General features: G+C 41.4%; 19 protein-coding genes. 9 read left to right on the top strand and 10 right to left on the bottom strand.

Annotated elements, in window-relative coordinates:
- Positions 1 to 11 precede the first annotated feature (11 nt).
- The 3 genes from tilS (at position 12) to bshA (ending at position 3,099) form a co-directional block, all read left to right on the top strand.
- The gene (tilS, locus tag WG905_RS17080; protein ID WP_339592967.1) at positions 12 to 1,355 is read left to right on the top strand and encodes a tRNA lysidine(34) synthetase TilS; all 1,344 of its coding nucleotides are present in this window, start codon (positions 12 to 14) and stop codon (positions 1,353 to 1,355) included.
- A 7-nt stretch (positions 1,356 to 1,362) separates the two neighbouring features.
- A complete protein-coding gene (locus WG905_RS17075; RefSeq protein ID WP_339593037.1) occupies positions 1,363 to 1,845 on the top strand; it encodes a hypothetical protein in 483 nt (160 codons plus the stop codon).
- A gap of 108 nt (positions 1,846 to 1,953) precedes the next feature.
- Positions 1,954 to 3,099, top strand: coding sequence for an N-acetyl-alpha-D-glucosaminyl L-malate synthase BshA (gene bshA, locus WG905_RS17070; RefSeq protein ID WP_339592966.1), 1,146 nt, complete (start codon positions 1,954 to 1,956; stop codon positions 3,097 to 3,099).
- Here the strand turns inward: bshA and WG905_RS17065 are convergent.
- Both WG905_RS17065 and WG905_RS17060 read right to left on the bottom strand, forming a co-directional pair.
- The gene (locus tag WG905_RS17065) at positions 3,096 to 4,211 is read right to left on the bottom strand and encodes a lactonase family protein (RefSeq protein ID WP_339592965.1); all 1,116 of its coding nucleotides are present in this window, start codon (positions 4,209 to 4,211) and stop codon (positions 3,096 to 3,098) included. The genes bshA and WG905_RS17065 overlap by 4 nt on opposite strands.
- An 11-nt stretch (positions 4,212 to 4,222) precedes the next feature.
- Entirely contained in the window at positions 4,223 to 5,590 is a 1,368-nt protein-coding gene (locus tag WG905_RS17060; protein ID WP_339592964.1) for a pseudouridine synthase, read from the bottom strand.
- A 269-nt stretch (positions 5,591 to 5,859) separates the two neighbouring features.
- On the opposite strand from WG905_RS17060, the gene WG905_RS17055 reads away from it, so the two are divergent.
- The 6 genes from WG905_RS17055 to WG905_RS17030 all read left to right on the top strand — a co-directional run bounded on the left by WG905_RS17055 (position 5,860) and on the right by WG905_RS17030 (position 14,721).
- Positions 5,860 to 6,642, top strand: a complete 783-nt coding sequence (locus WG905_RS17055; RefSeq protein WP_339592963.1) for a lytic transglycosylase domain-containing protein — start codon at positions 5,860 to 5,862, stop codon at positions 6,640 to 6,642.
- A gap of 472 nt (positions 6,643 to 7,114) precedes the next feature.
- Positions 7,115 to 9,955 (top strand): excinuclease ABC subunit UvrA, encoded by a 2,841-nt coding sequence (gene uvrA / locus WG905_RS17050; protein ID WP_339592962.1) that lies wholly within the window; start codon positions 7,115 to 7,117, stop codon positions 9,953 to 9,955.
- A gap of 156 nt (positions 9,956 to 10,111) precedes the next feature.
- The gene (locus WG905_RS17045; RefSeq protein WP_339592961.1) at positions 10,112 to 10,471 is read left to right on the top strand and encodes a hypothetical protein; all 360 of its coding nucleotides are present in this window, start codon (positions 10,112 to 10,114) and stop codon (positions 10,469 to 10,471) included.
- 99 nt (positions 10,472 to 10,570) lie between these two features.
- Positions 10,571 to 12,715 (top strand): TonB-dependent receptor, encoded by a 2,145-nt coding sequence (locus WG905_RS17040; RefSeq protein WP_339592960.1) that lies wholly within the window; start codon positions 10,571 to 10,573, stop codon positions 12,713 to 12,715.
- 26 nt (positions 12,716 to 12,741) lie between these two features.
- On the top strand, positions 12,742 to 13,383 hold the full coding sequence (locus WG905_RS17035) for a hypothetical protein (RefSeq protein WP_339592959.1): 642 nt from the start codon (positions 12,742 to 12,744) through the stop codon (positions 13,381 to 13,383).
- A 147-nt stretch (positions 13,384 to 13,530) separates the two neighbouring features.
- Positions 13,531 to 14,721, top strand: a complete 1,191-nt coding sequence (locus tag WG905_RS17030) for a glucuronyl esterase domain-containing protein (RefSeq protein WP_339592958.1) — start codon at positions 13,531 to 13,533, stop codon at positions 14,719 to 14,721.
- A 33-nt stretch (positions 14,722 to 14,754) separates the two neighbouring features.
- Here WG905_RS17030 and WG905_RS17025 read toward each other — a convergent pair whose 3' ends face one another.
- The 8 genes from WG905_RS17025 to WG905_RS16990 form a co-directional block, all read right to left on the bottom strand.
- The gene (locus tag WG905_RS17025; RefSeq protein WP_339592957.1) at positions 14,755 to 16,341 is read right to left on the bottom strand and encodes a sodium:solute symporter family protein; all 1,587 of its coding nucleotides are present in this window, start codon (positions 16,339 to 16,341) and stop codon (positions 14,755 to 14,757) included.
- Between the two features lie 128 nt (positions 16,342 to 16,469).
- Complete coding sequence (locus tag WG905_RS17020) at positions 16,470 to 17,645, bottom strand: four-carbon acid sugar kinase family protein (RefSeq protein ID WP_339592956.1); 1,176 nt, start codon at positions 17,643 to 17,645, stop codon at positions 16,470 to 16,472.
- An 8-nt stretch (positions 17,646 to 17,653) separates the two neighbouring features.
- Positions 17,654 to 18,682, bottom strand: coding sequence for a 4-hydroxythreonine-4-phosphate dehydrogenase PdxA (pdxA, locus tag WG905_RS17015; RefSeq protein ID WP_339592955.1), 1,029 nt, complete (start codon positions 18,680 to 18,682; stop codon positions 17,654 to 17,656).
- Positions 18,672 to 19,604 (bottom strand): dihydrodipicolinate synthase family protein, encoded by a 933-nt coding sequence (locus WG905_RS17010; protein WP_339592954.1) that lies wholly within the window; start codon positions 19,602 to 19,604, stop codon positions 18,672 to 18,674. Before WG905_RS17010 ends, pdxA begins: the two co-directional genes overlap by 11 nt.
- 7 nt (positions 19,605 to 19,611) lie before the next feature.
- Entirely contained in the window at positions 19,612 to 20,763 is a 1,152-nt protein-coding gene (locus WG905_RS17005) for an iron-containing alcohol dehydrogenase (RefSeq protein ID WP_339592953.1), read from the bottom strand.
- A 183-nt stretch (positions 20,764 to 20,946) separates the two neighbouring features.
- Positions 20,947 to 21,951 carry a LacI family DNA-binding transcriptional regulator gene (locus WG905_RS17000; RefSeq protein WP_339592952.1) on the bottom strand — a complete coding sequence of 335 codons (1,005 nt, stop codon included), beginning with the start codon at positions 21,949 to 21,951 and terminating at the stop codon, positions 20,947 to 20,949.
- A 96-nt stretch (positions 21,952 to 22,047) separates the two neighbouring features.
- Positions 22,048 to 23,892: a sialidase family protein gene (locus tag WG905_RS16995; protein WP_339592951.1), complete on the bottom strand. Its 1,845-nt coding sequence runs from the start codon at positions 23,890 to 23,892 to the stop codon at positions 22,048 to 22,050.
- A gap of 12 nt (positions 23,893 to 23,904) precedes the next feature.
- Positions 23,905 to 25,320, bottom strand: coding sequence for a RagB/SusD family nutrient uptake outer membrane protein (locus WG905_RS16990; protein WP_339592950.1), 1,416 nt, complete (start codon positions 25,318 to 25,320; stop codon positions 23,905 to 23,907).
- Positions 25,321 to 25,343 lie beyond the last annotated feature (23 nt).

Here is a 25,343-nt window from a genome sequence, read left to right as displayed (position 1 = left end):
ATTTTTGAAAGATGTTTCCTTTACAAAAATTCCGGGATTATATTGATCAAAATTCCCTGTTGCGCGCTGACCAAAAAGTATTGCTCACGGTAAGCGGAGGTAGAGATTCAGTGCTCCTGGTACATTTGTTTAAGCTTGCCGGTTATAGCTGTGGTATCGCACATTGTAATTTCAACCTTCGTGGTGATGAATCCCAAAGGGATGAAGCATTTGTGAGAATGCTGGCTGCAACCATGGATATGCCTTTCTATGTGAAACATTTCGACACTAAAGCTTACGCTGAAGAGCAAAAAATTTCTACCCAGATGGCTGCCCGGACTTTGCGTTATGACTGGTTTGAGGAAACCAGAGTTCAGGAAAACTACGACTTTATCGCTGTAGCGCATCACCAGACTGATGCTATAGAAACGATATTGCTCAACTTAACCCGCGGTACCGGCATTGCCGGCCTGCATGGTATTTTGCCTAAAAGAGGCTTCCTGATCAGACCCATGCTGTGTTTGTCGAGGACTGAAATAGATGAAGTGATAGAAAAGGAGCATCTTGATTTCGTTGAAGATAGCTCCAACAGGGCAGATCATTATGCGCGCAATAAGATCAGGCTTCACGTGCTTCCCCAGCTGAAAGCGATAAACCCAAACCTGGAGCAGACTTTTGAACAGAATATTGAGAAGTTCAGTGAAACGGAAATGGTGTTGCAGCAAGTGGTCAACACCCTGCGCTCTTCCATTTGTAAGACACATCAGCACCTGACGACGCTGTCTCTGGCTGAAATAAAAGCCCTAAAGCCCCAGCAGTTATTGCTGTTTGAACTGTTGAGGCCATTTAACTTTCAGGATCCTGTGGTGAGGGATATTTTGTCATCGCTGGATAAACAAAGCGGTGTCTCCTTTTACAGCCATAGCCATAGGGCTACCATCGACCGCGGTGAATTACTGATATCTCCTGTTGAAACTGCCGCTGATCAATATGATCTGGCGGTGCATCCGCATGATGAGACTGTCGTTTTTGGTAAGCAGCAACTCCTGATCAGCCATACCGATAACCTCAATTTTGAAAAAGTAACTCATAAAGCTTTCGTTGATGGGGATAAATTGATGTACCCCTTAATTTTACGGTGTTGGCAGGATGGCGATCGTTTCATGCCCCTGGGGATGGCAGTTTTTAAGAAACTGAGTGATTATTTCATAGATGAAAAGGTGCCGCTCCCGCTAAAGGCGCATATTCCAATCCTGGTTAATGGCAATGGAGAAATTATATGGGTTGTGGGGATGCGTGCAGACAATAGATATAAAGTAAGTGCTGGTAGCAAAAAAGTGACTATATTCGAATTAAAATCTGCTACAATTGAATAATAATGAAATGGTCAATAATTGCGCTTTTTTAGAAAAGCAGTATATCGGAAGGGATTACATCAGAATTCTTATCCGGATGGTTATCGTTGCTTTCTGCTTTGCCGCCTATGTTTACGAACGTGACCGCAACAATACACAGAGTCTTTACCTGATTGTAGGCTTTGGAATTATCGGGATTTCTATCATCCTGATGTTTTTGATCCAGTACCAAACCTGCATCTACAATAAAAGTATCATCATTGACGGACTGTGGACGGCAAAAAGAGTGAAGATAGACTTGAACAGCATTGTGAAGGTGCGGAAGGACAAGTACAACAACTTTATTTTGAATAACCCGGTTTATAACCTTCACAGAAAGGGCAGTATCCGCTTTTATTCTTCCGGAAAGGATGCTGTAGTGCTTACCGACCGCGATGGCCTGGAATATTATATCGGCACCCAAAGACCTAACGAAATGTATATGGTGATCCTAAATGAGATGAAGCAGTAATGGCCTTTACAAAATAATTGCAATTGTTTAACACAAAGCTCAATGGAAGTGTGGTAATTTGCATCGCTTATGATAGCATCATCACCAATTAAAAACAATAATATTTCAATGAAAATAGGTATAGTTTGTTACCCAACTTTTGGCGGTAGTGGTGTAGTTGCTACTGAATTAGGTAAAGCACTTGCAGATGAAGGACATCAGGTTCATTTCATTACTTATAGTCAGCCGGCGCGTTTAGACTTTTTCTCTGCAAATTTATTTTACCATGAGGTATCCGTAAGAGATTACCCCTTGTTTGATTACGCCCCCTATGAATCTGCCCTGGCCAGTAAACTGGTAGATGTGGTCAGGTTTGAGAAACTAGATATTCTACATGTTCATTATGCCATACCCCATGCATCTGCAGCCTTTATGGCGAAGCAGATCCTGGCTACCTATGGTATTCATATTCCTTTTGTAACCACTTTGCACGGTACAGATATTACCCTGGTAGGGAAAGATCCAACCTATAAACCAGTGGTTACTTTTTCTATCAACAAATCTGATGGTATTACCACGGTTTCACAAAGCTTAAAAGATGACACGCTAAACCATTTTGACATTACCGGGGAAATTAAAGTGATCCCTAACTTCATCGATTTTCACAGGTTTAGCTTACAGCCAAAAGATCATTTTAAAAAGGCCATTGCACCGAATAACGAAAGGATTCTGATTCATACTTCCAATTTCAGGAAGGTGAAAAGGACAAGCGACGTGATTTTGATGTTCCATCGGATTTTAGATAAAGTACCTTCAAAGTTATTGATGGTAGGTGATGGGCCGGAGCGTGCGCCGAATGAGCAGTTGTGCAGAGACCTCGGTATTGGTGAACATGTAAGGTTTTTAGGTAAACAGGATGCCGTGGAAGAAATTCTGTCGGTATCTGATTTGTTTTTGATGCCTTCAGAATCGGAGAGCTTTGGTTTGGCCGCCCTTGAAGCCATGGCTTGCAAAGTTCCTGCTATTACATCGAATGCCGGTGGATTACCCGAGCTTAATATAGATGGATATTGTGGCTATATGAGTAATGTAGGCGATGTTGAAGATATGGCTTTGAAATCCATCTCCATCCTGGAGAATGACGAAGTACTTCATCAGTTTAAAGAAAATGCTTTTAAAAGAGCACAGGATTTTGACCTGAAGAAAATCCTTCCCATCTATATAGATTATTACAATAGCATTATTGAAAAGCAGAAGGTGTTGACGAAATGTTAGTTATTATCGTCGAATACAAGGTTTACAGGTGCACCTACGGCAATTCTTTTGCCTGAATCGGTTAAAGCGCCGGTAGTTTGATCTCTGTTAAAGATAACTACTTCATTGCTTTTTTGATTGGCAACCAGTAAGTATTTTCCGCTGGGGTCTATGGCAAAATTCCTTGGCCCTTCACCTAAAGTACTTACCCTGGATACGAAGGCCAGTTTGCCCGTTGGAAAAATAGAAAACACCGAAATGGTATTCAGATCGCCACGGTTACTTTGGTATAAAAACTTGCCATCCGGAGATACATGAATATCCGCGGCATCAACTTTTCCTGTAAAGCCTTCTTCTGTAGAGGCAATTTCCTGGATGCGGTTTAAATTACCGTTAGCATAACTAAAGGCAGTAATACTGCCGTTAAATTCATGGGTAAGGTAAGCAAATCCACCATCCGGACTAAAAGTCATATGCCTTGGTCCGGTACCAGGCTGTGTTTTGTACACCGTTTTTAAGGTCAGCACCTGAGCACTGGCCAGGGGGTAATAATTGTAAATGTAAACCAAGTCTTCACCCAAGTCGTTACAAATCAGAAAGTTCTTGTCTGGTGTAAACTGAACCATGTGCACGTGCGAACTTTCCTGTCTTTTTGGGTCGATGCTTTTACCGGTATGTTGGATAACCTGCTTGGCGTCGGTTAGCGATCCATCAGGGTTTCTACCAAAAACAGTAATGGTGCCCCCAGAATAGTTGCCCACAATCACGTTTTTATTATCGGCCGTAATATAACAAGGATTTGCACCCTCGCTGTCCTTTTTATTCTGCAACAGCAATTCAGCTGCTGTCGCATTATAGCTAAAAGCACTTACAGCACTTTTATCGCCCGATTCATGGACGCTGTATACAGATCTGCGGTCTGGAGAAATTGCAAGGAAACTAGGGTTATCCACATCTTTTGTGGTGCTTTTTAAGCTGGTTTCCGCGTTTAAAGTATTGAAGTTATAAGTATAGATCCCCTCACTCTTACCAGTATTTGTATATGTTCCAATGAGCAGGTTAAAATTAGTTTTTTGTGCCTGGGTGTTAAAGCTCAATAAAATTACAGGTAACAGGGAGAAGATCTTATACATATATTAATTAATTATTTGATCAGGTGTTTGATTTGAATCAGTTCATGCTCTTCCAGGTAGCGCCATCTGCCGCGTGGAAGGTCTTTCTTGGTTAGATTACCATACACAACACGGTCAAGCTTCACTACATCATAACCCAGGTGTTCGAAAATCCTGCGTACAATTCTGTTTTTACCACTGTGTATTTGTATGCCGATTTCTTTTTTGCTGCCACCGGCAACATAAGAAACGCTGTCAGGTTTAATTAAACCATCTTCAAGTTCTATACCAAATTGAATTTTATTCAAGTCACCCTGGCTTAAGCTTTTGTTAAGTTCTACCTGGTAAATTTTAGTAATGCCATTTTTTGGATGTGAAAGTTTATCAGCAAGATCACCATCGTTAGTCATTAACAATAAACCAGTGGTATTTCTATCTAAACGGCCAACGGGGTAAATGCGTTCTCTGCTGGCTTTTTCCACCAATTGCATCACGGTACGTCTTTCCTGAGGATCGTCAGTAGTGGTGATGTAATCTTTAGGTTTGTTCAACAACACATAAACTCTTTTTTCGCGTTTCAACAATTCACCGTTGTAACGGATGCTGTCTTTTGCCGGGTCTACTTTATGGCCCAGTTCAGAAATCACTATATTATTTACGCTCACTACACCAGCAGCGATCAGCTCATCTGCTTTACGGCGGGAACATATTCCTGAATTGGCTATGTAACGGTTTAAACGGATCAGGCCATCATCTGCTTTCGGTTCAGCAGGTTTCCTGCTACGCATAACCGGTTTGTCACCGCGAGGTGAAAAGCTAGGGCGTCCTTCTCCACCTTCTTCTTCTCTTTTTCTAAAAGGCCTGCTGTCCGTACTTCTTGACGCGGAGCCTTTTTTATCATCGAACTTTCTGTAAGGCTTCTCAGCTCCTGCAGCAAAGTTGTCTTTTTTAATGTAACCTCTGGTTTTAGGCGCAGCACTGTCACCATCTCTAGGGGTACGGGGTTTGAAATCTTTGGCATCGCCAGTGCGTGGTTTAAAACCTCTTGAATCACCATCTCTGGTTTCTCTTGGTTTAAAATCTCTTGAGCCAGTGCTTTTGCCCTGGTAACCTCTTGAATCACCATCTCTGCTTTCTCTCGGTTTGAAATCTCTTGGGCCAGTGCTTTTGCCTTGGTAACCTCTTGAATCACCTTCTCTGCTTTCTCTCGGTTTGAAATCTCTTGGGCCTGTACTTTTTCCCTGGTAACCGCTTTTAGGAGCTTCTTTGTCGCCTCTTTCTCCAAATTTGCTTTTCTCCTTGTAAGTGCTGTCTGCACTACTTCTGCTTCTGCCAGTTGTGCTTCTGTTGCCCGGTTTGGACTTGTCATCCCGACTGTTCCTGTTGTTATTTTTAATCATGATACTGTGTTAACCACATAATTATGCGGGCTGCAAATTTAGCAAAAAAACATGGATTCTTAAATTCATAATTTCAATGGTTTTGATCGATAAAAAATCGCTGTTGAGAGATGTTTAAAGGGCGATTTCTGCATTAAGTTTCGTAATAGCTTGATAATTAGGTTCATATAAACTATATTTGCAGCCGTTTTATATTATTAACCAAAAGAAGGAGGAAAATGATAAAGAAACACGGAGTAACATGCGCAGTAATTTTAAGCTTATTGATCATGGCAACAGTGTTTGCTTACCAACTGCCCCAAGCAGAAAAAAGTGTAGTAAAAGTAGATAAAAAAACAGTTCAAATAACCTCTGTAAAACAGGAAACCCCTGCGAGAGAGGTGGCACCGAAGGTAACTAAGGTGGTTAAAGTAAAAGCCCCTAAACAAGTAAGGGTGCCCTTAAATTTTGCAAAAGAGACTTTACCCAAAGGAGATAAAAGGGTGGAGGCTAAAATGAAAAAATCTCTAAAAAGGTTTTCTTATGCAAAAATTCAAAGTAATGGCTTGCACCAAAGAGCAGCAGAATGGTTTCCTGTTATTGAGCCAATTCTAAAGTCTTACGGCATTCCTGAAGATTTTAAATATATGCCACTTGTAGAATCTGGCATCAAAGGCGGAGTTTCTCCCAAAGGTGCAGCAGGCTATTGGCAATTTATGCCCGCTACTGCCCGAGGTTATGGCTTAAAAGTCAATTCTAAAGTCGATGAACGCAATAATCTGCGTAAATCTACCATCGCTGCCGCTAAATACCTCAAAGAATTACATAACATTTTTGGTAACTGGACCTTAGTTGCAGCAGCATACAATGTAGGTGATGGTCACATGAGAAAACAAATCAACCGTCAAAATCAAGATAATTATTTTAAAATGAAACTTAACCGCGAAACGGCTGGTTATGTTTATAAATTAATATCTATGAAACAGATTATTAAAAATCCTGTTCGTTATGGCTATAAAGCCCCCAAAGAATTATTGGTTTGGAACGAACAGAAAAAGAATATGAAATTATAATCTCTTGTTTTGAAAATTATTAGCTGAGTATATTTAGCTCGGTATTACGATAGATGAACCCACTTATATGAAGAATGTAAGTGGTTTTTTTGTTTAAACCACTATTGTCTATCTTTTCGCCCTGGTTTTCTTCCAGCACAATTTCGAAAAAGCGAAGCCGATAAATTCAGCATTTTTAGAGGAGGAGAATATCACACCTAATAAAGTAAGTATACCAGATCAGGCATTGATCTGCCCTGCATCTACCTTTCTCCACAAAAAGGTAGATACAACGTAGATCCATGGTAGATCCACCCTAGATCCACTATCACTTCTTATCAACTTGTCTTACTCTTATATAAACAAGCCTCTTTAATTTCCAAGCCCCTAAAAAGGATTCGATATAGGACATTCCATTAACAGAAAAAACGGTACTTTTGTGGCTGAAATTTTGCTGTCTGATACAAAGATTTATAGCAGTTTTGAATAACATATGAGTAAGAATACTGTTGACCTTGGTGAGCAAAAAGATGTAGAAGTATATGGCGCCAGGGTTCATAACCTTAAAAATATAGATGTATCCTTTCCCCGGAACAAACTGGTTGTCGTAACCGGTTTAAGTGGAAGCGGGAAATCGTCCCTTGCCTTTGATACCATTTACGCGGAAGGACAACGCCGTTACATGGAGACTTTCAGTGCTTATTCCCGGCAGTTTATGGGTGGCATGGAAAGACCTGATGTAGATAAAGTTTCCGGCCTAAGTCCGGTTATTGCCATCGAGCAGAAAACCACCAGTAAAAACCCCCGCTCTACCGTAGGTACCATCACCGAAATTTACGATTTCATGCGTTTGCTCTATGCCCGTGTGGCCGAAGCCTATTCTTACAATACCGGTGAGAAAATGGAGCGCATGAGCGAGGAGCAGATTATAGAAAATATCTTTAAAAAATACGACCAGATGCCGGTTAATATCCTGGCACCTGTGATAAAAGGTCGTAAGGGCCATTACCGCGAATTGTTTGAGCAAATTCGTAAACAAGGTTATGTAAAGGTCCGCGTAGATGGAAACATACAAGACCTTGTCCCGAAAATGCAGCTTGACCGTTACAAGATCCATGATATTGAAATTGTTGTCGACCGGCTGATCATTGACAGAGAAGATAAAAAGCGCCTGCTTGACTCTTTGCAAACTGCGATGCGTGTAGGCAAGGGCATTATCAAAATCAGCGATAAGGATAACAACGTATCCCATTTCAGTCGCTTTTTAATGTGCCCAAGCACAGGTATCTCTTATGATGAACCGCAGCCCAATAGCTTTTCCTTTAATTCTCCTTATGGCGCTTGTGAGCGCTGTGATGGTTTGGGTTATATCTTTGTCGTAGACCGGGAGTCTGTGATGCCTAATCCTAAATTAAGCATCATGAACGGCGGCCTGGCCCCAATGGGTGAGTACAGGGATATATGGATGTTCCAGGTGCTTAAAGCACTGGCCAAAAAATATAGCTTCTCTCTTTCTACACCGATCGAGAAATTAAGTGAAGACATCATCCACCTCCTGTTGAACGGCAGTCCGGATTTACTTTCGGTCGCTGTAGAATATAATAAATGGAATGTCCAGAATTACCAGGTTACTTTTGACGGCATCATTAAGCTGCTGGAAGAACAACAGGAACGTAAAGGCGAAGGCCCGGCAGATGATATGGACAGTTTCCGCAAACTGAAAACTTGTCCCGTTTGCAATGGTGCCCGTTTAAAAAGGGAAAGCCTGCATTTCAAACTTGATGGCATGAACATCTTTGAGCTTGCCGAAATGGACATTGTGAGCGTTAAAGCCTGGTATGAAAATTTGGAACACAGGCTGAATGAAAGACAAAATACCATCGCCAAAGAAATACTTAAAGAAATCAGGTCTAGATTAGGCTTTTTAAGCGATGTAGGGTTAAATTACCTTACGCTTGACCGTACGGCAAGAACTTTATCAGGTGGTGAGGCACAGCGCATCAGGTTGGCTACACAAATTGGTTCACAGCTGATGAATGTAATGTATATTCTGGATGAGCCAAGTATTGGTCTGCATCAAAGAGATAATGAACGGCTGATCAATGCATTAAAGAACCTGCGTGATCTTGGGAATACGGTTTTAGTGGTGGAACACGATAAAGAGATGATTCTGGAAGCGGATCATGTGATTGATGTTGGCCCTGCTGCAGGTTTTAAAGGTGGCTTTATTGTTGCCCAGGGAACACCCGCAGAAATCCTGAAATCTAAAACACTGACAGCAGCTTACCTGAACGGTAAAAAGAAAATTGAGATCCCCAAGAAAAGAAGAAAAGGAAACGGGCATAAACTCTCCATTATTAAGGCCAGCGGACATAACTTAAAGGATGTGTCGGTAGATTTTCCATTGGGGAAATTTATTGCGGTGACCGGTGTGTCCGGCAGTGGTAAGTCGAGTTTAATTACTGAAACCTTATACCCGATTTTAAACCACCATTTCTTCAGGGCCAAAAAACACCCCCTGCCTTACGAGAAAATCTCGGGCTTAAAGGAAATTGATAAAGTTATAGAAATTGACCAGGCGCCAATTGGCAGAACCCCGCGTTCTAATCCTTCGACTTATACCGGTGTGTTTTCTGATATCCGGAACCTGTTTGTGCAGTTGCCGGAAGCAAAAATCCGTGGTTATAAACCAGGCCGTTTTTCTTTCAATGTAAAGGGCGGCAGGTGCGAAACTTGTCACGGTGCCGGACTGAAAGTGATTGAAATGAATTTCCTTCCTGATGTGCAGGTGCCTTGTGAGGAATGTGGCGGCAGAAGGTATAACCGCGAAACTTTGGAAGTTCGCTATCGTGGGAAGTCCATTAGCGATGTGCTGGACATGAGCATCGAGGATGCTTGTGATTTTTTCGAAAATATGCCCGTGATCTACCGTAAAATAAAGACGCTGAAAGATGTAGGCTTGGGCTATATTACCCTTGGTCAGTCGTCAGTTACTTTGTCTGGTGGTGAGGCCCAAAGGGTAAAGCTGGCAACAGAATTATCAAAGAAGGATACCGGAAAGACTTTTTACATCCTGGATGAACCGACCACAGGTTTGCATTTCGAGGATATCAATGTATTGCTGGGTGTATTGAATGAGCTTGTTGAAAAGGGTAATACCGTATTGGTGATCGAGCATAACCTGGATGTAGTGAAAGTTGCCGACTGGGTGATTGATCTTGGTGAAGAAGGTGGCGCCGGTGGGGGAAGGATTTTATTTGAAGGTACACCTGAAGGATTGATTCAAAACCCGATTAGCTTAACCGGTAAATTTTTGAAGAAGGAAATGGCGTAGTCATGTTAAGCCATCAATTGAGTTGCTTTGATCTGTAATCACATAAAATATAATTCTTTTGAAGAATTAACTGTTTAAAAATGAGGGTGGTAATGCCCTCATTTTTTGTTGCTGCCATTTTCTCATTAAAATGTTACCTGACTTTCCAGTAAAAAAATGCAGTTTTGCGGTGTGAAGCCCCATAAAGGAAATATATTTTTATTGGCTGCAAAGAGATTTGTCACTGTGCTTATGGTGCTCCTTTTTGCCGGGGCTCCGGTTATGGATGTGCTTCACCATCATGAGGACTCTGTAAGTACACAGCTGCAGGGCGAAAACCTGACTTCACACCAGGTGAAATGTGAGCTATGTGATCACACCACCCATCACCAACCCATTCCGTTACTTGATATGGCAACAATGACTTTAATTCATTTTGAAGGAAATGTTCAAACCATCAATACGCAGGTTAATCAAAAACTACTATCCTTAGCTGGCCTCGGCTGGTCCAATAAGGGTCCCCCTTCTTTACTTTAGTCTTTTCAAGACTTCTTGTCGATGCCATTAAACGAAACGTTTAAGGCAAACCCGTGCTGTTTTTTCCAGCCGCTTTACGCTATTTAATTTCCTTTTCTTATGCGCAACAGGTTATTTTTTGTAATCGCTGCGATGCTATTGTTATCCCCGGATGTGTTCGCACAAGCCCGGCAGGATACTTTGCAGCCGCAAATTGATTCCCTTAAAAAAACAGATTCTTCAACTATTGGGTTGAATGAGGTCCACATTCATGGTTTAGCACTTCCGGTTAGGCGAAGTGCTGTTTCCTCTACTTTATCTTCCAAACAGCTGGAAACCTCAAAAGGTGCTGCATTGGGAGATGTTTTAAAAGCAATAGCTGGTGTAAATGTATTAAAGACTGGTGCTACCATTTCAAAACCTGTGATCCACGGACTGCATAGTAGCCGTATCCTGATCTTAAACAATGGCATCAGGTTAGAAAGTCAGCAATGGGGCACGGAGCATGCACCTGAAATTGATCCTCTGATGGCAGAAAGTATGCATGTCATTAAAGGCGCAGAATCTGTTAGATATGGTGCTGATGCTATTGGGGGAGTCATTATCGTAAATCCACCTGCACTTCCGGTGGAGAAAGGGATGGGTGGCGAGTTTAACCTGATCAGATCAAGTAATGGCCGTTCGGTGATTTCATCAGGGATGCTTCATGGCGGATTGGCGGCTTTGCCGGGATTTGGGTGGCGCATCCAGGGGTCTTTTAAAAGAGCTGGAAATGTTCGCAGCGCAGCTTATTATCTGGGAAACACAGGACTGAGGGAGTTGAATTACAGCGCCGCATTAGGGTATCGGAAGAACAAGGCGAGTTATGAAGCCTATTACAGCCAGTTTACTACCACTTTAGGTATTCTGTACAGCGCCCATGTTGGCACTAAAGAAGATATTGAGGCCCGCATAGCGCAGGGCAGGCCTTTGGAAGATTACGGCTTTACCTACGATATTTCAGTACCTAAACAAAATGTCGTACACCAGCTCTTTAAATTAAAGACGCACTTTGATCTCAATGACCATCAATCGCTGAACCTGGTCTATGGTTTTCAGCAAAATCATCGCCAGGAATTTGACTTCAGACGTGGAAACAGGGAAGCGCTGCCCATTACCGACCTGGTGTTAAACACCCATACCATTGATCTTGACTTGGAGCACCGGAAAGAAAATGGCACTGCAAGATCCTATGGCTTCAATGGAACGGCACAGGTCAATAATAATATTCCAGGCACATTGGCCAACACTTTTATCCCCAACTACGATAGCATGACCGCCGGTTTTTTTATCATCCAGAAATGGGTAAAAAAAGCTTTTGAGTGGGAAGCAGGTTTAAGGTATGACCTCAAGGTGTTTGATGCAGCCGGATTTCGGTATGCAAACCAGGATGCTGATCAGGATGTTGCTGAGCAGTATTACGGCGGCCGCAATGATTTTCACAATGTTACCGGTTCTGCAGGCGGAACATGGAACCTTAACCATTCCTGGAAATTAACTTCGAATATAGGTTTGGCCTGGCGGGCACCTACAGCAAATGAACTTTACAGCAATGGTTTGCACCATGGTGCCGGCATCTATGAAATTGGAGATGCTCATCTAAAAAGTGAGCAGGGCTACAAATGGATCAATTCGGTAAAGCACTTCAATGAGCGTTTTTCGTTCCAGCTTGATGCCTATGCGCAATATTTGAACAATTACATTTTTAGCGAAGCCGAGTTAAACTTTAAGCAAACCATCAGTGGTACTTATCCAATATTTCGCTATAAACAAAGCAATGCATCTTTCATAGGTGCAGATCTGACGATGTCATACCGGCTTTTTCAGGCGCTTTCTTACAAAATTAATGCAGCTGTAATACGTGCAAAGAACTTATCAGCGGACAAATTCCTTCCCTATATCCCGTCAGACAGGCTGGATCATAGTTTAAAGCTGAGCCTTCAGCCTCGCACTTTCAGCGCTAGTTTTCTGCAGTTTGGCCATAGCTATGTGAGTAAACAGGCACGTTACGAAGCGGGAAGTGACTATGCTGCTCCACCACCGGCTTATCAGCTGTTCCACCTTATTGCAGGCACAACATACACCCATCAACAAAATGAGCTCGCCATTAACCTGAGTGTCGACAACCTTTTCAATAAAAGTTATAAAGAATACATGAACAAATACAGGTATTACGCCCATGACATGGGCAGAAATATCACCCTCCGCTTAGCCTACAAATTTTAATTATTAATACATAAAAACAATTTAACATGAACAAATTACGTAATTACAAAACACTGATCCTGACTGCATTTATTGCCTTGACATTTAACGCGTGTAAGAAAGACAGTCCGACACCGGAAGTTCCGGAAGAAGAAATTGGCAAGGCGGAACTCACTTTCCTGGAAGTAGTTCGCGAAGTCCATGGTGATCACTATCATTACAATGAAATTGCCGGAGCGGAGCCTTTAAAGGTAGCTTTCGACGCCAGTGGATTGGCGCCGGTTGGTACGCATGCACATTTAACGGAAGGTAAGACCTATAAAGTAACGTTAAAATCTTTTGACTTTGCCGGTCGGGAGATGGAGGCAGAGTTTGTGGAGAAACATGACCTGCACCAGGCTTTTATTCTAGGTGCGCCTGCAGGTGTTTTAACTTATGCCTATGGGGACAGAGATAAGGATAATAAAAAAGTAAATGTGGGGGTGACTGGTTATTTAACCGTTAATGAACACACGGCTACAGGCTTTACTTTTCGTTATGTGCTCCGTCACCTTAACCCTGGTGTAAAAGCCAGCATTACTGCAGAAAATTGGAATGACATTGACTTTTCTTCCAAGTTTGCAGGTGCCAATGATCTGGACTTAAAATTTGAAATGCACCTGGTTGAGGCGGGTGGACATGATCATTAAGCACTGACATTCTTGGTGAAAGCGAATTCTTCTGTTGTCTACTTTGTTTAGACAGCAGAAGAATTTTATGATTTACGATAATCAGTTTTTTTGTGTAATTTTTGTGAGCTCATCCTAGCTTCATAACCTCTTAAAAACGATCTGCTGATGAAAACCTTGATTTTAACCCTCCTTTTCACCTCGTCCCTTATTGCAGCACAAGCTCAGGGCCTTCGAGATACGAATTTTATCGAATCAAAAGTCCCTGCTTACACCTTGCCAGATGTATTGAAGACAAGAAACAACAAGGCTATCAAGACCAGCGAAGATTGGGAGGCCAATAGGTCAGCGCTCCTTACCATTTTTGAAGATAACATTTACGGGCAAATGCCCAAATCTTTCGATGACATCAAATTTGCTGTTGAAAAGGAGGATAAGGCAGCCATGCAAGGGAAGGCCACGTTAAAAGAAGTGGTGATTACGGTTGTTAAAGACAATAAAGCGGTGAAGTTAAAACTTGTACTCTTTGTGCCTAACAACCGAAAGAAAGCTGCGCCAGCGTTTTTACTGATCAATAACCGTGGAAAAGAGCATATGGATCCCACAAGGGTGACGAAAAGTGGCTTCTGGCCAGCCGAGATGCTCATCGACAGTGGCTATGCAATTGCTGCTTTTCATGTCAGCGATGCGGCTCCTGATCATCGGGATACCTTTATGAATGGTGTTTTGCAATTGTATCCAGAACAGCTTCAAGCGGATAATGGCATGAGGGCAATCGGTGCCTGGGCATGGGCGGCCAGCAGGGTGATGGATTATTTTGAAACAGATCCTGCTATTGATGCTAAAAAAGTAACCGTTGTGGGCCATTCAAGGGGTGGAAAAGCATCCTTATGGGCTGCTGCGCAGGATAGGCGTTTTGCCATGTGTGTTTCTAATAACTCTGGAAATACGGGTGCTGCACTTTCCCGCAGACACTTTGGTGAAAGTATCAAAATGATCAATACCTCTTTCCCTCATTGGTTCAATACCAATTATAAGAAATTCAACGATAAGGAGCATTTACTGCCTGTTGATCAGCATATGCTGGTTGCGTTAATTGCACCAAGGCTAATTTACGCAACGAATGCCTCAAAAGATCTTTGGGCAGATCCAGTCGGTACTTTCCTTGCATTAAAGCAGGCTGAGAAAGTTTATGCTTTATATGGCATCAAATCACTTCTGCCAGACCTTCCTCCGCAAATTAACGTACCCATTGTGAATGCACAGTTAGCTTACCACAATAGGGAAGGGGCACATGATCTTACTCCCTACGACTGGAACAACTTCATCAAATTTGCGAATTATCATTTTAGCAGGTGATCTTAATTTCAGCTTGTAATTTAGAAGCTGAAATTACAGTTGCTGTGTTTCCAGGTTACTTTTTTCTGCTTTCTTGTTGGCTCTTTCAACTGCTAACCAACCGCTGTAAAGTAACTTTTTATCGATAATAGGTTTAGGAAAGTAAAAGCTTGCCAGGTATCCTACAATCATCACGATGAGGTGGCTATACACCCCTAACATCAATTTGTTGTGAGTATAATTAAAGCGTCCCATATCTAAAAGGATGGACTTATTAGCTCCGACTCCTATCTCTGTAGATGTAAGTACCGCATAGGCCGTGAAAATAATACAGGTAATAATTGCGATGGTGACACCTTGGTTGTTGGTTCTGGTGGTAAATAACCCGAGTAAAAAGATGCCGACAATGCCACCGGAAAAAATGGCATACAACGTAAATACAATCCCCAGAACACCATCACTCCCAGCATTGATATACAACATGGCGATTGCCATGGAGATCACACCGGAAAGAAAAACAATCCATTTGGAAGCCCTCAAGTAATGTTTATCAGATCTTTCTTGCTTTATCTTTTTATAGTAATCTTCTACGCCGACAGCAGCAAGTGAATTTAAGTCTGCACTTAGACTGCAAATTGCAGCAGAAATCATTGCCGAAAGAATTAATCCAACCACACCGACAGGTAATTTCGACATAATAAAATAGGGGAAAACGGCATCTGCTCTTATTCCGTCCGGGATAGGGTTCTGCTTATAAAACACAAATAAGGCTGTTCCTATGAACATAAATAAAGCCCAAACCGGAACAGTTAATAAGATGCCTAAAATAGATGCCCTGATCGCTTCTTTATCGCTTTTTGCTGTTAGGTACCGCTGTACCACCGTTTGGTCAGTTCCATATTTTTGGATTGCATAAAAAGCACCATTTATGGCCATCACCAGAAAAGTTAATTTGGTGAGGTCCCATTCATAGGGTCCAAAGCCTGTTCTGTCATTTGCTGTTGCCACCTTCCATACTTCCATCGGTCCTCCTTCCACCGAAAAGAGTAAAACACCGATGCAGATGAGTCCGCTTGCAAACAACATAAATCCTTGAAAAACATCCAGCCAGATTACGGCTTCAATCCCACCGAGCAAGTTAATAATGATAATGATGAGGCCCACCACAAGGATAATCACAAAAGTGTTGATATGAATCATGCTGTTGAGCGCCACTGCCAGTAAAAACAAGACGGTTCCCATTCCTGAAAATTGCCTGAGCACAAAGGCGATTGAACTGTAATAACGGACAAAAGAGCCAAATCGTTGTTCAAAGTATTCGTAAGTACTTAAATTAATCACCTTTCGGTAAATGGGTACAATAAACCAGATGACGCCAAATAAAACTATGGGGACCATGAGTCCTTGAACCAATAAAATCCAGTTTGAAGAATAACCCGTGCCAGGATAAGCTAAAAAAGTAACACTGCTAATGAGCGTGGCAAGAAGAGAAATGCCTAATGCCCAAGAAGGTATTTTACCTTTTGCTAAGAAATAATTATTGGTTGTTTTCTGGCTTTTAGAAAATTTAAGGCCAAAACACAGCGTCCCTATGAGAAATACAATAATAATAATGTAATCTGCTACGTGCAATGAATTCATACCTGGTTAGCGTTATATTTTGGTTTTATTGTTTAGGTTTTATATCAAGGTTTTTCTTGTGAGCGCAATTCAATTTATCCAGTACTTTTTAATGCGGCACTACCTACATCAAGGTCATGCCTGCATTATTATATCTCAATGCTTTTGTTGTAATTCCAGATTGATGCCGGCCAGTGATAGCTTCCAGGTTTCATGGTTATAAACAGGTCCTTGTTTTCTTCAACTTTCATTCTGATGACACCAACTGCCAGTTCCTGAACCGGATAAAACTTTTTGTATTTTAATTTTTTAATAATCGATGAAGCTGTTGCACCACCCTCTATTATTAATTCCTCAACTTTAATCCGTAGCATCACCCGTTCAACAACTGTGGCAATAACTTTGCTGATATCAGTGGCCAGGTTAGCTGAACCCGGGCATTTAAGGTCATCGATTGCAATGATGACTTGTCCTGTTTCGCAAATGCCTTTAATGATTTTGTCTTCCCATGCCATCAATAGGGTTTCCATGTTCGCACTTTCGCAAAACATATCAGAAGGCATATATGCAACAAAACGGCCGTTATTAAATGATGCTGCAACAACTCGCCTGCTAAATGGAAAAGCACTGCCGCACACATATATTCTATTTTTTCCAACAACTAAACTTTGTTCCGGATCTGCAATAGGATGTAACCTTATCTTTCTTAGAATTGCATTGAAGAAGCTTGAGCCACCTGCCATAAGCGTTTCGTTATCTAGCTTCTCTGCCCAATGTGTTAAATCTGTTTCATCCACTGTGTTACCAATGATTAAACCCTCCGCTGGAAGCGAATCGCCATTGGAGATGATGGTGGTATAATGCGCTGATTTTTCACCAATTAAATCCAGAACTTTAGAAGAATTGTTTTTGATAGCCGATTCCATAGAAAAATTCGAGCTATTTAAAGGAGCACCTTCATAATAATAAATCCCATCTTTAATGATACGGTTTAATGAAGGATTTGGAGGGATAATCAAAGCTCTTTTTTTAGAAGATACCTCCATTTGCTCCATAAGTTCCTCTCCAACATTTCCACGAAGTACAGAATCAATTTTCTTATAAATCAGTTCAGGACCGAGCTCTAGCAGTTGTAGTGTCAGTTCCCGAATTATTTCCCTTGCCTTCTCCGGGGGCTCAGATCTAGTGTCTGTTGCAATAATCAGTACATCGGTATCATAGCGCGTCTCTAAATTGGTTGTAAAAACAGCATTGTAACCATGCCTTAAGGCGATTCCGCCTATCTCAGCAGCTCCAGTAAAATCATCTGCAATAACAGCTATCATTTCCCTGCTTATTTAATACCTATGATGTTCACGGCATATTTGATGGCCAAGTTCATTGCATCTGCACTTGCAAAACCTTTACCAGCGATTTCCATGGCCGTACCATGGTCTACGGAAGTTCTGATGATCGGAAGGCCCAGGGTGATGTTCACGCCTCTCACGCTTTTCATTCGTGCGGACTGTTTATCCCAGTTAAATCCGACCATCTTAAATGGAATGTGTCCCTGGTCATGATACATGGCAACAATACCATCATATACACCGCCAATAGCTTTGGGGAAAAGGGTGTCAGCAGGGACTGGCCCTTCCACATGATATCCCTTTTCTCGTGCCATCTCAATAGCAGGGAGAATTTCCTCTCGCTCTTCATCACCGAACAAACCGCCATCACTTGCGTGAGGATTTAATCCGGCCACACCTATTTTTGGGTTTTTTATACCTAACTGTTGGCATGCGCTTACCAGGAGATCTATGGTATCAACAATCCTGTCTTTTTTGACAAGGTCGCATGCTTTTCTTAAAGAAACATGTGTTGATACGTGAATAACACGTAAATCATCTTCAACTAGCAGCATACCATACTTTTTAGTGTTGGTATAATGTGCATAGATTTCAGTATGGCCTGAGAAATCATGTCCTGCCAAATGAATGGATTCTTTATTAATCGGGCCGGTTACTGTAGCATCAATTTCCCCTTTCATGGCAAGATCGATCACTTTAACCACACTGTTGAAGGCCGCATGGCCTGCAGTAATTGAGTTTTCTCCGATTATTATTTCAGGACTAGCATATTCCAGGTCATAAACGTCAATTGTGCCGAACTCAAATTTGGCGTCTTTTACATTTTTTACAGCATTAACTTTTAAATCCAGCTTGCAGAAGCCGATAGCCGTCTTGCAAGTCTGTGCATCTCCAACAAGGATAGGCTTACAGCTTTCGTAAATTGAAGCATTTGCCAAGGCTTTCACTGCAACCTCTGGTCCTATACTCGCAGGATCTCCCATTGTTATACCTAAAATTGGCCTGTTAACTTTCATTCTCTATATTATTTATACTGTTTAAATTGCCAAAGGTCATTAACACTTCATTCACAACTGATTCGGCTTGTTGGTGCTCTAATGGATGCAAGGGTGGCAATACAGTTGTTTCACAAAGCTGGAATGCTGACATCATGGTTTTCAATACAGGAAGTGATCTGCTTAGTATTTTGTCTTTTTGATAGATTTCTGAAATGAAATCTGCCTTAATTTGCGCGTTGAGGGCTAACTTTTCATTTCCCGCTTTACCTGCTTCAAAAATTGTCTGGTAAAGTCCAGGACTTAGGTTTCCCGTGCTGGGTACAATTCCATCAGCCCCTAAAGCCATTGCTTTTTGAGACATCAGTGCCCAACCCAGCAGATAGGAGAAATCTGGCCTGTTTTTCCAAAGTGCAATTGCATTGACTACCCGGTCAATTCCTTTCTCAGAATCTTTAAAGCCCATAATGTTATCATGATAACTTAGTTTATCTGCAATAGCTAAAGGAATAGATAGATGCGTCGTTGATGGAATATTGTAAATAATTAAAGGTAAGCTAACGGCATCAGCCAGCGCTTCAAAATACCTTAACATCTGATCTGGATCTACCGGGTAATAACAAGGCATTGTAGAAACGAAGGCATTAACACCCAGATCTGCAAATGCTTTGGCTTCTTCTATTACTTCTGAAAAGCAGTTTCCTGAGATGCCTGCGTACACAGTTTTCCTTCCGGCTGTAGCAGCTACCGTTGCTTTAACCAGTTTTAATCTTTCCTGTTTGGAGATGGAAACGGATTCGCCCGTCGTCCCCAATACAAAGGGATGTGTATTGTGATTAATCAGGTGTTCTGCGATGTTAACTACCGCATTGGTATCAACTTGAAATTGTTTTGTAAAAGGGGTGATCATGGGAACCACTACTCCACTAAATTTTTTCTCCATAATAGTTTTAGAATGCTGATAGATAAATTTTTTCGGCGTCTTTTAAGCTAACTTCTCTTAAATTATTTTTAAGCAACCTTTGGACTTTCATTGCGTCGGCCGCCATCGTTGCTACAGCATTTGTCGGAATATTTAGCTCGGAAAGTGTTGTTGGTAATCCACAATCTTTAATTAGTTTCCTTAGGATTTTTACACCTTCCCTGGCTGTTTCCAGATCTGAGGCCTGCTTTTTGGCACCCAATGCTATTGCGATGGTTGCATATCGTTCTGGTGCGACTGTCAAAGTGAATTCCATTACAGCAGGAAGCAATAAGGATATAGATAATCCATGGTTAATGTGAAAGTCAGTACCCAAAGGGTAAGCTAAGGCATGCACGGCTGCTGTATTTACAGGGCCAAGACACATGCCTCCATACATGCTTCCCAAGGCCAGTTGGGTTCTTGCTTCCAGGTCTGTACCATCATCGCAAGCCTTTTTTAAAGATTTAGAAACTAGGCGGATGCCTTCTAAAGCAATTAAATCAATTACTGGATGTGCAAACTTATTGGCATAGGCTTCAAGACAATGTGTCAGAGCATCTATACCTGTGGAAGCGGTGATATGTTTAGGGACGGATAAGGTTAAAACTGGGTCAACATAAGAAGCATCAGGAACTAAATACGGACTGATTACACCAACTTTGTTTCCATTGCTGTCCAGCAAAATTGAATTTGGCGACACTTCACTTCCTGTACCCGCTGTTGTTGGAATACACGCCAGGTAGGTTCTTCTTTCAGACAGGTTTCCTATCCCTGTAATGGCCGAAGTTGGTTGAGCATTTAGTAATTGTGCGGCTACCAGCTTGGCAACATCCAATACACTTCCTCCCCCTATACCCACTATAGCATCTGCTTCAAAGTCCCGTGCTTGTTTTAGTATTTCTTCAAAACCTTCGAATGAAGGCTCTTGTTTAATGGCATGATTTGACTTTATAGTGATGCCATGGCTTTCCAGTTTGTTTAGCCCACACGACAATTCGCCTTGCAGTTCTTCAATAGAAAGCAGATAAAGCCTTTTAAGGCCGAGTTTAAGAAAGTCTTCAATAAATTCATGGAAACAGTTTGCTCCAAAAACTAATTTATTTGGGTTTAGCAACGATATTGAAGTTGTGCTTTTCATTGGTATTTGGTTATTTTTATTAGTCGTAAAACTATCACCAGCTTATAATTCTGGCGCAATCTCATTTTCCACTATAGCCTATCAAGGTTTCTTGACAGGTCATCTCCTTACAATGATAATAAAAATGTAATCGTTTACATTATTATTTCAAGGAAATTTTTATTCTATACTTATTGATTTCCCTTACTTAAATCCACATGATTTTCTGACCATCAATTCGGTCTTCAGAATAATACTGGCCACGGATCTTTTCGGATCATTGATGCGCTGGATAAGAAGTTCACAGGATCTTTTGCCTATTTCAAAACCTGGTTGTCTCACTGCTGTCAGGGGAGGATTTAAGGAGTTTGCCCAATAAACATCGTCAAACCCTACAATTGCGATTTCATCTGGAATTTTTAGGCCTCTACGGTTAATGGTGTCTAATGCTCCTAATGTCAGAAGGTTATTTCCGGCAAAAATTGCCGTAGGCGGATGATCAAGGTCTAACAGGTAATCGGCGAGTTCTGCGCCACTCTGATAATCTGACTTTTTGCTCACTACAATTTCAGGATCTATTTTAATGTTATGCTTTTTCAAAGCTTCTTCATATCCTGCAATTCGCTCTAAAGTTGTAGGTATACGCCGATTTCCGGTAATGTGCGCGATTCTTTTATGGCCTAAGTTAATCAAGTGATTGATGGCGTTAAAAACTCCAGCCTGGTTATCTACCTTCACCAGATCGACTTCAGTGTCCTTTAAACCCCTGTCAATACAAACTATTGGAAAGCCTTCTTTAAGAAGTTCTTTAATATGTACATCCTTTTCATTGGAGGGCGCTACAATGAAGCCATCAACAGATTCAGATTTTAAGATATCGATATAAAGTTTTTCTTTTTTATCATCCTGCGAGAAATTGCCAATGATGACTACAGAATTGTTAGCATAAGCATGATCTTCAATTCCCCTAATGACATCTACATAAAATGGATTTTGGATATCCGGTATGAGCAGGCCAATTATTCTGCTATTTTTCTTTGTAGATCTTAAACGCTGGGCAACTCTATTTGGTGAATACTTTAATTTTTTCATGGCATTCATCACCTTCACCTTCGTTTCGTATTTTACTACTTCGTCAGAATTCAGTACCCTAGATACTGTAGCGATAGAAACGCCGGCCATATCTGCTACATTTTTTAGCGTTGACATTTTGTTTTCATAAGCGGTGCAAAAAGAAATCAGTACGTCATCAAAGATAACCTGAATTTGTTAATATTCAGGTTATCTAAAATAGCGTATCTTGACTTACAAAGCCTCTGTTTTAAGATGAGGAATGTAAAAAATAGCAGGTTCGATTTTTGTATCTGCATTTGGCAAATCATACTTTTGGTCAGTAGGGGTGTCAGCATTTGGAAAGCGACGGGTATGGCCAGTTCTAAATGATATGCGGGAAACATTTTCAAGGGGTGCGAATAATTTATTTTCACCGTAAGCCTGACCGTTTACCTTAATGATGTATAACCTGGTTTCGGTATTTAATTCCACATCTATATCATATTTTTCTCCGGGCGTGTAGGCTGTTAAATTTTTATTCCTATACCCTGCTTTGGTGTGGATAAACCCCTGATCATCAAAAGAAAGTCTTATTCCTGGAGTGCCTTTCGCATCTTGAAGTTCAATATCAAGCATGCCGTTTTTGTTTTGTTGCGGAACCACAGAGAATGACAACCGGAGCTTTTTTGTCGCCGGAATAATTCGTTCTGCTTTAGCGTAATCAAAAGGGTCAAAATCGGTTAAGGTAAGTGCTTTTTTACCATCTTTCGTTTGTTGGATATTCACAGGAGCACGTAACGGGCTATACGTATTCCAGCGTAAAAGCGCCTCACCATCGACCATCGTATCAAAGATGTCATTTGCTTGTTTATCTGCCTTGTCGGTAATCGGTACGGGAATAGATGACACCCAAATGTCTTCCTTATTTACACTATACGTAACCCACAATTTTTGATCAGGGGGCACGCCGTTTCCTTCCAGAATTCCACGAACATATTGAGGGCCATAGGATTTATATTCTCCACCGTAACGCATCTCCGTAATTTCTCCATGTACCAGAAGAAGGTTTTTATAGTCCAATCCGTCCTCACTCACGGAGATAGCGAGTGGCCACCTGAACTCTGAGGGGTTATATACGGCAGCAAATTTACCGTCAGTTGTTTGTTGACCCCATATTTTAGCATTGCTGTTGACAATTCCTGGTGCCCGGCGTGGCTTAAATTCCCAGGTCAGGCCTTCGTCCTTACTGATGCTGGTAAGTCCCTCTTTCCAAAAGCCGACCACTTTACGATCTGGAAGGTGATAATAATTAAACGCTTTGTATTCACCTTGCAACTTAATAAGGGTGTCGTCTCTATCAGATTCTTCCGACCATTGCTGAACCATCAGTGGATTGGCGAGCAATTCCTTGCAGGCTTCTACAAATCCTTTGTCCTTATTCGTGGTGAAATTGGGATAATTTGTGTTTTTAGGCGAAAAAGCATGATTATATCGGATGAAGTAAATAGGGCCATATCTACCGTCCGGTAAAATCTCTCTAACCACTCTTCCGATGCCATTTCCATCATTCGGTCCATCTTTGGGGCTAAAGGATATTCCATAATAGGCTACTGCGAGTAATCGGTTCTTTTTGGAGATAAAGAAGCCCATACGCTGATGCATGACAGCGGATAGATTTTTAGCAACGTCGTTACCTCCTTCTTTTTTAGTGCCATCAGCGATTTTATAAGGCGGAAAGATCACGACAGGAGTTGACCAATGGGCACCATCAGTAGAAGTCGTGAGGAGCGTTTGCCCAGGTGGGACATGTTCACCAACCGGATTACTCAAGTATTGAAGATAAAATTGCTTGTTCCAGTAGGCTAGCATAGGGGCGTGGTTATAAGTCCAATTTAACCCACTTTTCTTGTCTTCATTCGAACGATCTGCTCTTACTACCTGAATGTTGTGCACTCCAACCGCCGGCGACAGCTGGCCATTATGGTAATCTATGTTTACCAGGGTTTTACCTGTGTACTTGACAATATCCTGCGCTGTGGTGGTAAAGAAGCACCCCAGGAGGGCAGTAATTGTTATTTTAAAAAGATTAGATGTCATTATTTCCGTTTTCTAATAGCCTGGATTTTGTGTGATGTTACTATTTTGAAGTCTGACAATTTCGGGAATTGGCAATAAAAGCTTTTCTGCGGTAACCGGCTTTCCTTTCGCAGTGAGCACCTGCACAGCCCGGCCTGTCCGTTTCAAATCGAACCAGCGGTGAAACTCTATTGCCAGTTCTACTCTTCTTTCATGTTCTAGAGCCAATTCCAGTGTTGGATATTTTGCAGACGGATAAGCGGCGGTTCCAAATAAAGGCAATCCAGCTCTTGCTCTTACCGCATTTAGGTAAATTGGATCACCAGTTGCTTCAGAAAGCATTAACAGTACATCGGCATAACGGTAAATCATGAAATTATTATTCGCTAACACTGTATTGTCTACTTTGGTAGCAGTGAGGTCAACCCATTTTATAGGGTATTTCTGCTCTTGAAACACAGCGCCGTTTTGAAAGCCTAAAGCTATGCTCACCTCACGTCTTGGATCACCAGACTCATATTCATTGTATAAATCGTCAGTTACCTGGTTCATTCCAATCCCTCCAAATCCGAAAAGATTTACATTTGGAGAATAAAAACGGTAATATTTACTGTAGGTATTTGTAGATACACTGCTTGCTCCACCGAGGTGCTGAATTTCAAAAATTGATTCCTGTGTGTTTTTTACATTAGGTCCAAATACAGCCGAATAACTTGATTGTAACTTATATAAGTTGCTTTGGTAAACCGCATTTAAGGCAGTTTTAGCATTTTCTTTATCATTCCGCGTTAAATATACTTCGCCCAGCGCTGTCAATGCAGCTGCTTGACTTGCTCTTCCTACGACAGAAGCCGGAAGTTTTTCAGCTGCATATTTAAGATCGTCAATAATTAATTTATAAACGTCTTCTTGAGGGGAACGCAGGACCTGGTAGGTTTCTTCAACGGTTAATGGTGTGGTTACAATCGGGATTTCTCCCCAATGCCGTACCATATTGAAGTAATAAAGGCCTCTTAAGAACAGCATTTGTGCTTTTACGTTCTCCTTTTCGGTAGCATTTAAATCCGAAGCTTCAAGTTTGCTAATTACAATGTTGATGCTGTACAGCGCAGCGTAATAAGACTTCCAGAAACTGTAAACCAGTGTATTGTTGGTTTTAACATTATAGTCTTTAAACGCAAATTTGTCCGTTTGATTTCCAGCGATGATGTAAAGCGTAGTGTTATCTCCCATCATTTCACTGGTGTAAGAAACAGGTCCTTCGGGATCATAAATAGTATATAGAGTTGAATATGCGGCATTTACCGCAAGCTCCATATCAGCTTTGGTTTTATAGAAAATTTCTGCATTTGCATTAGATGCAGGCGCTAGCTCCAAAAAGGACTTTTTACAGCTGGAGGCCGTTAGGACAATGAAAAACAGGAGTAGGTATGTATGTTTGATGTTCATGATTTCTTTTTTAGTGATTTAAA

Origin of the sequence: Pedobacter immunditicola, assembly GCF_037482985.1 — a bacterium.
GTDB lineage: Bacteria > Bacteroidota > Bacteroidia > Sphingobacteriales > Sphingobacteriaceae > Pedobacter > Pedobacter immunditicola.
The sequence above is the reverse complement of the archived record's forward strand: the minus strand, read 5'-3'. Positions and strand labels throughout refer to the sequence as shown.

Excerpts from the sequence above, each read along its gene's own strand:
- tilS (WP_339592967.1), top strand. The coding sequence starts at position 12 with ATGTTTCCTTTACAAAAATTCCGGGATTATATTGATCAAAATTCCCTG.
- WG905_RS17075 (WP_339593037.1), top strand. The coding sequence starts at position 1,363 with ATGGTCAATAATTGCGCTTTTTTAGAAAAGCAGTATATCGGAAGGGAT.
- bshA (WP_339592966.1), top strand. The coding sequence starts at position 1,954 with ATGAAAATAGGTATAGTTTGTTACCCAACTTTTGGCGGTAGTGGTGTA.
- WG905_RS17065 (WP_339592965.1), bottom strand. The coding sequence starts at position 4,211 with ATGTATAAGATCTTCTCCCTGTTACCTGTAATTTTATTGAGCTTTAAC.
- WG905_RS17060 (WP_339592964.1), bottom strand. The coding sequence starts at position 5,590 with ATGATTAAAAATAACAACAGGAACAGTCGGGATGACAAGTCCAAACCG.
- WG905_RS17055 (WP_339592963.1), top strand. The coding sequence starts at position 5,860 with ATGGCAACAGTGTTTGCTTACCAACTGCCCCAAGCAGAAAAAAGTGTA.
- uvrA (WP_339592962.1), top strand. The coding sequence starts at position 7,115 with ATGAGTAAGAATACTGTTGACCTTGGTGAGCAAAAAGATGTAGAAGTA.
- WG905_RS17045 (WP_339592961.1), top strand. The coding sequence starts at position 10,112 with ATGCAGTTTTGCGGTGTGAAGCCCCATAAAGGAAATATATTTTTATTG.
- WG905_RS17040 (WP_339592960.1), top strand. The coding sequence starts at position 10,571 with ATGCGCAACAGGTTATTTTTTGTAATCGCTGCGATGCTATTGTTATCC.
- WG905_RS17035 (WP_339592959.1), top strand. The coding sequence starts at position 12,742 with ATGAACAAATTACGTAATTACAAAACACTGATCCTGACTGCATTTATT.
- WG905_RS17030 (WP_339592958.1), top strand. The coding sequence starts at position 13,531 with ATGAAAACCTTGATTTTAACCCTCCTTTTCACCTCGTCCCTTATTGCA.
- WG905_RS17025 (WP_339592957.1), bottom strand. The coding sequence starts at position 16,341 with ATGAATTCATTGCACGTAGCAGATTACATTATTATTATTGTATTTCTC.
- WG905_RS17020 (WP_339592956.1), bottom strand. The coding sequence starts at position 17,645 with ATGATAGCTGTTATTGCAGATGATTTTACTGGAGCTGCTGAGATAGGC.
- pdxA (WP_339592955.1), bottom strand. The coding sequence starts at position 18,682 with ATGAAAGTTAACAGGCCAATTTTAGGTATAACAATGGGAGATCCTGCG.
- WG905_RS17010 (WP_339592954.1), bottom strand. The coding sequence starts at position 19,604 with ATGGAGAAAAAATTTAGTGGAGTAGTGGTTCCCATGATCACCCCTTTT.
- WG905_RS17005 (WP_339592953.1), bottom strand. The coding sequence starts at position 20,763 with ATGAAAAGCACAACTTCAATATCGTTGCTAAACCCAAATAAATTAGTT.
- WG905_RS17000 (WP_339592952.1), bottom strand. The coding sequence starts at position 21,951 with ATGTCAACGCTAAAAAATGTAGCAGATATGGCCGGCGTTTCTATCGCT.
- WG905_RS16995 (WP_339592951.1), bottom strand. The coding sequence starts at position 23,892 with ATGACATCTAATCTTTTTAAAATAACAATTACTGCCCTCCTGGGGTGC.
- WG905_RS16990 (WP_339592950.1), bottom strand. The coding sequence starts at position 25,320 with ATGAACATCAAACATACATACCTACTCCTGTTTTTCATTGTCCTAACG.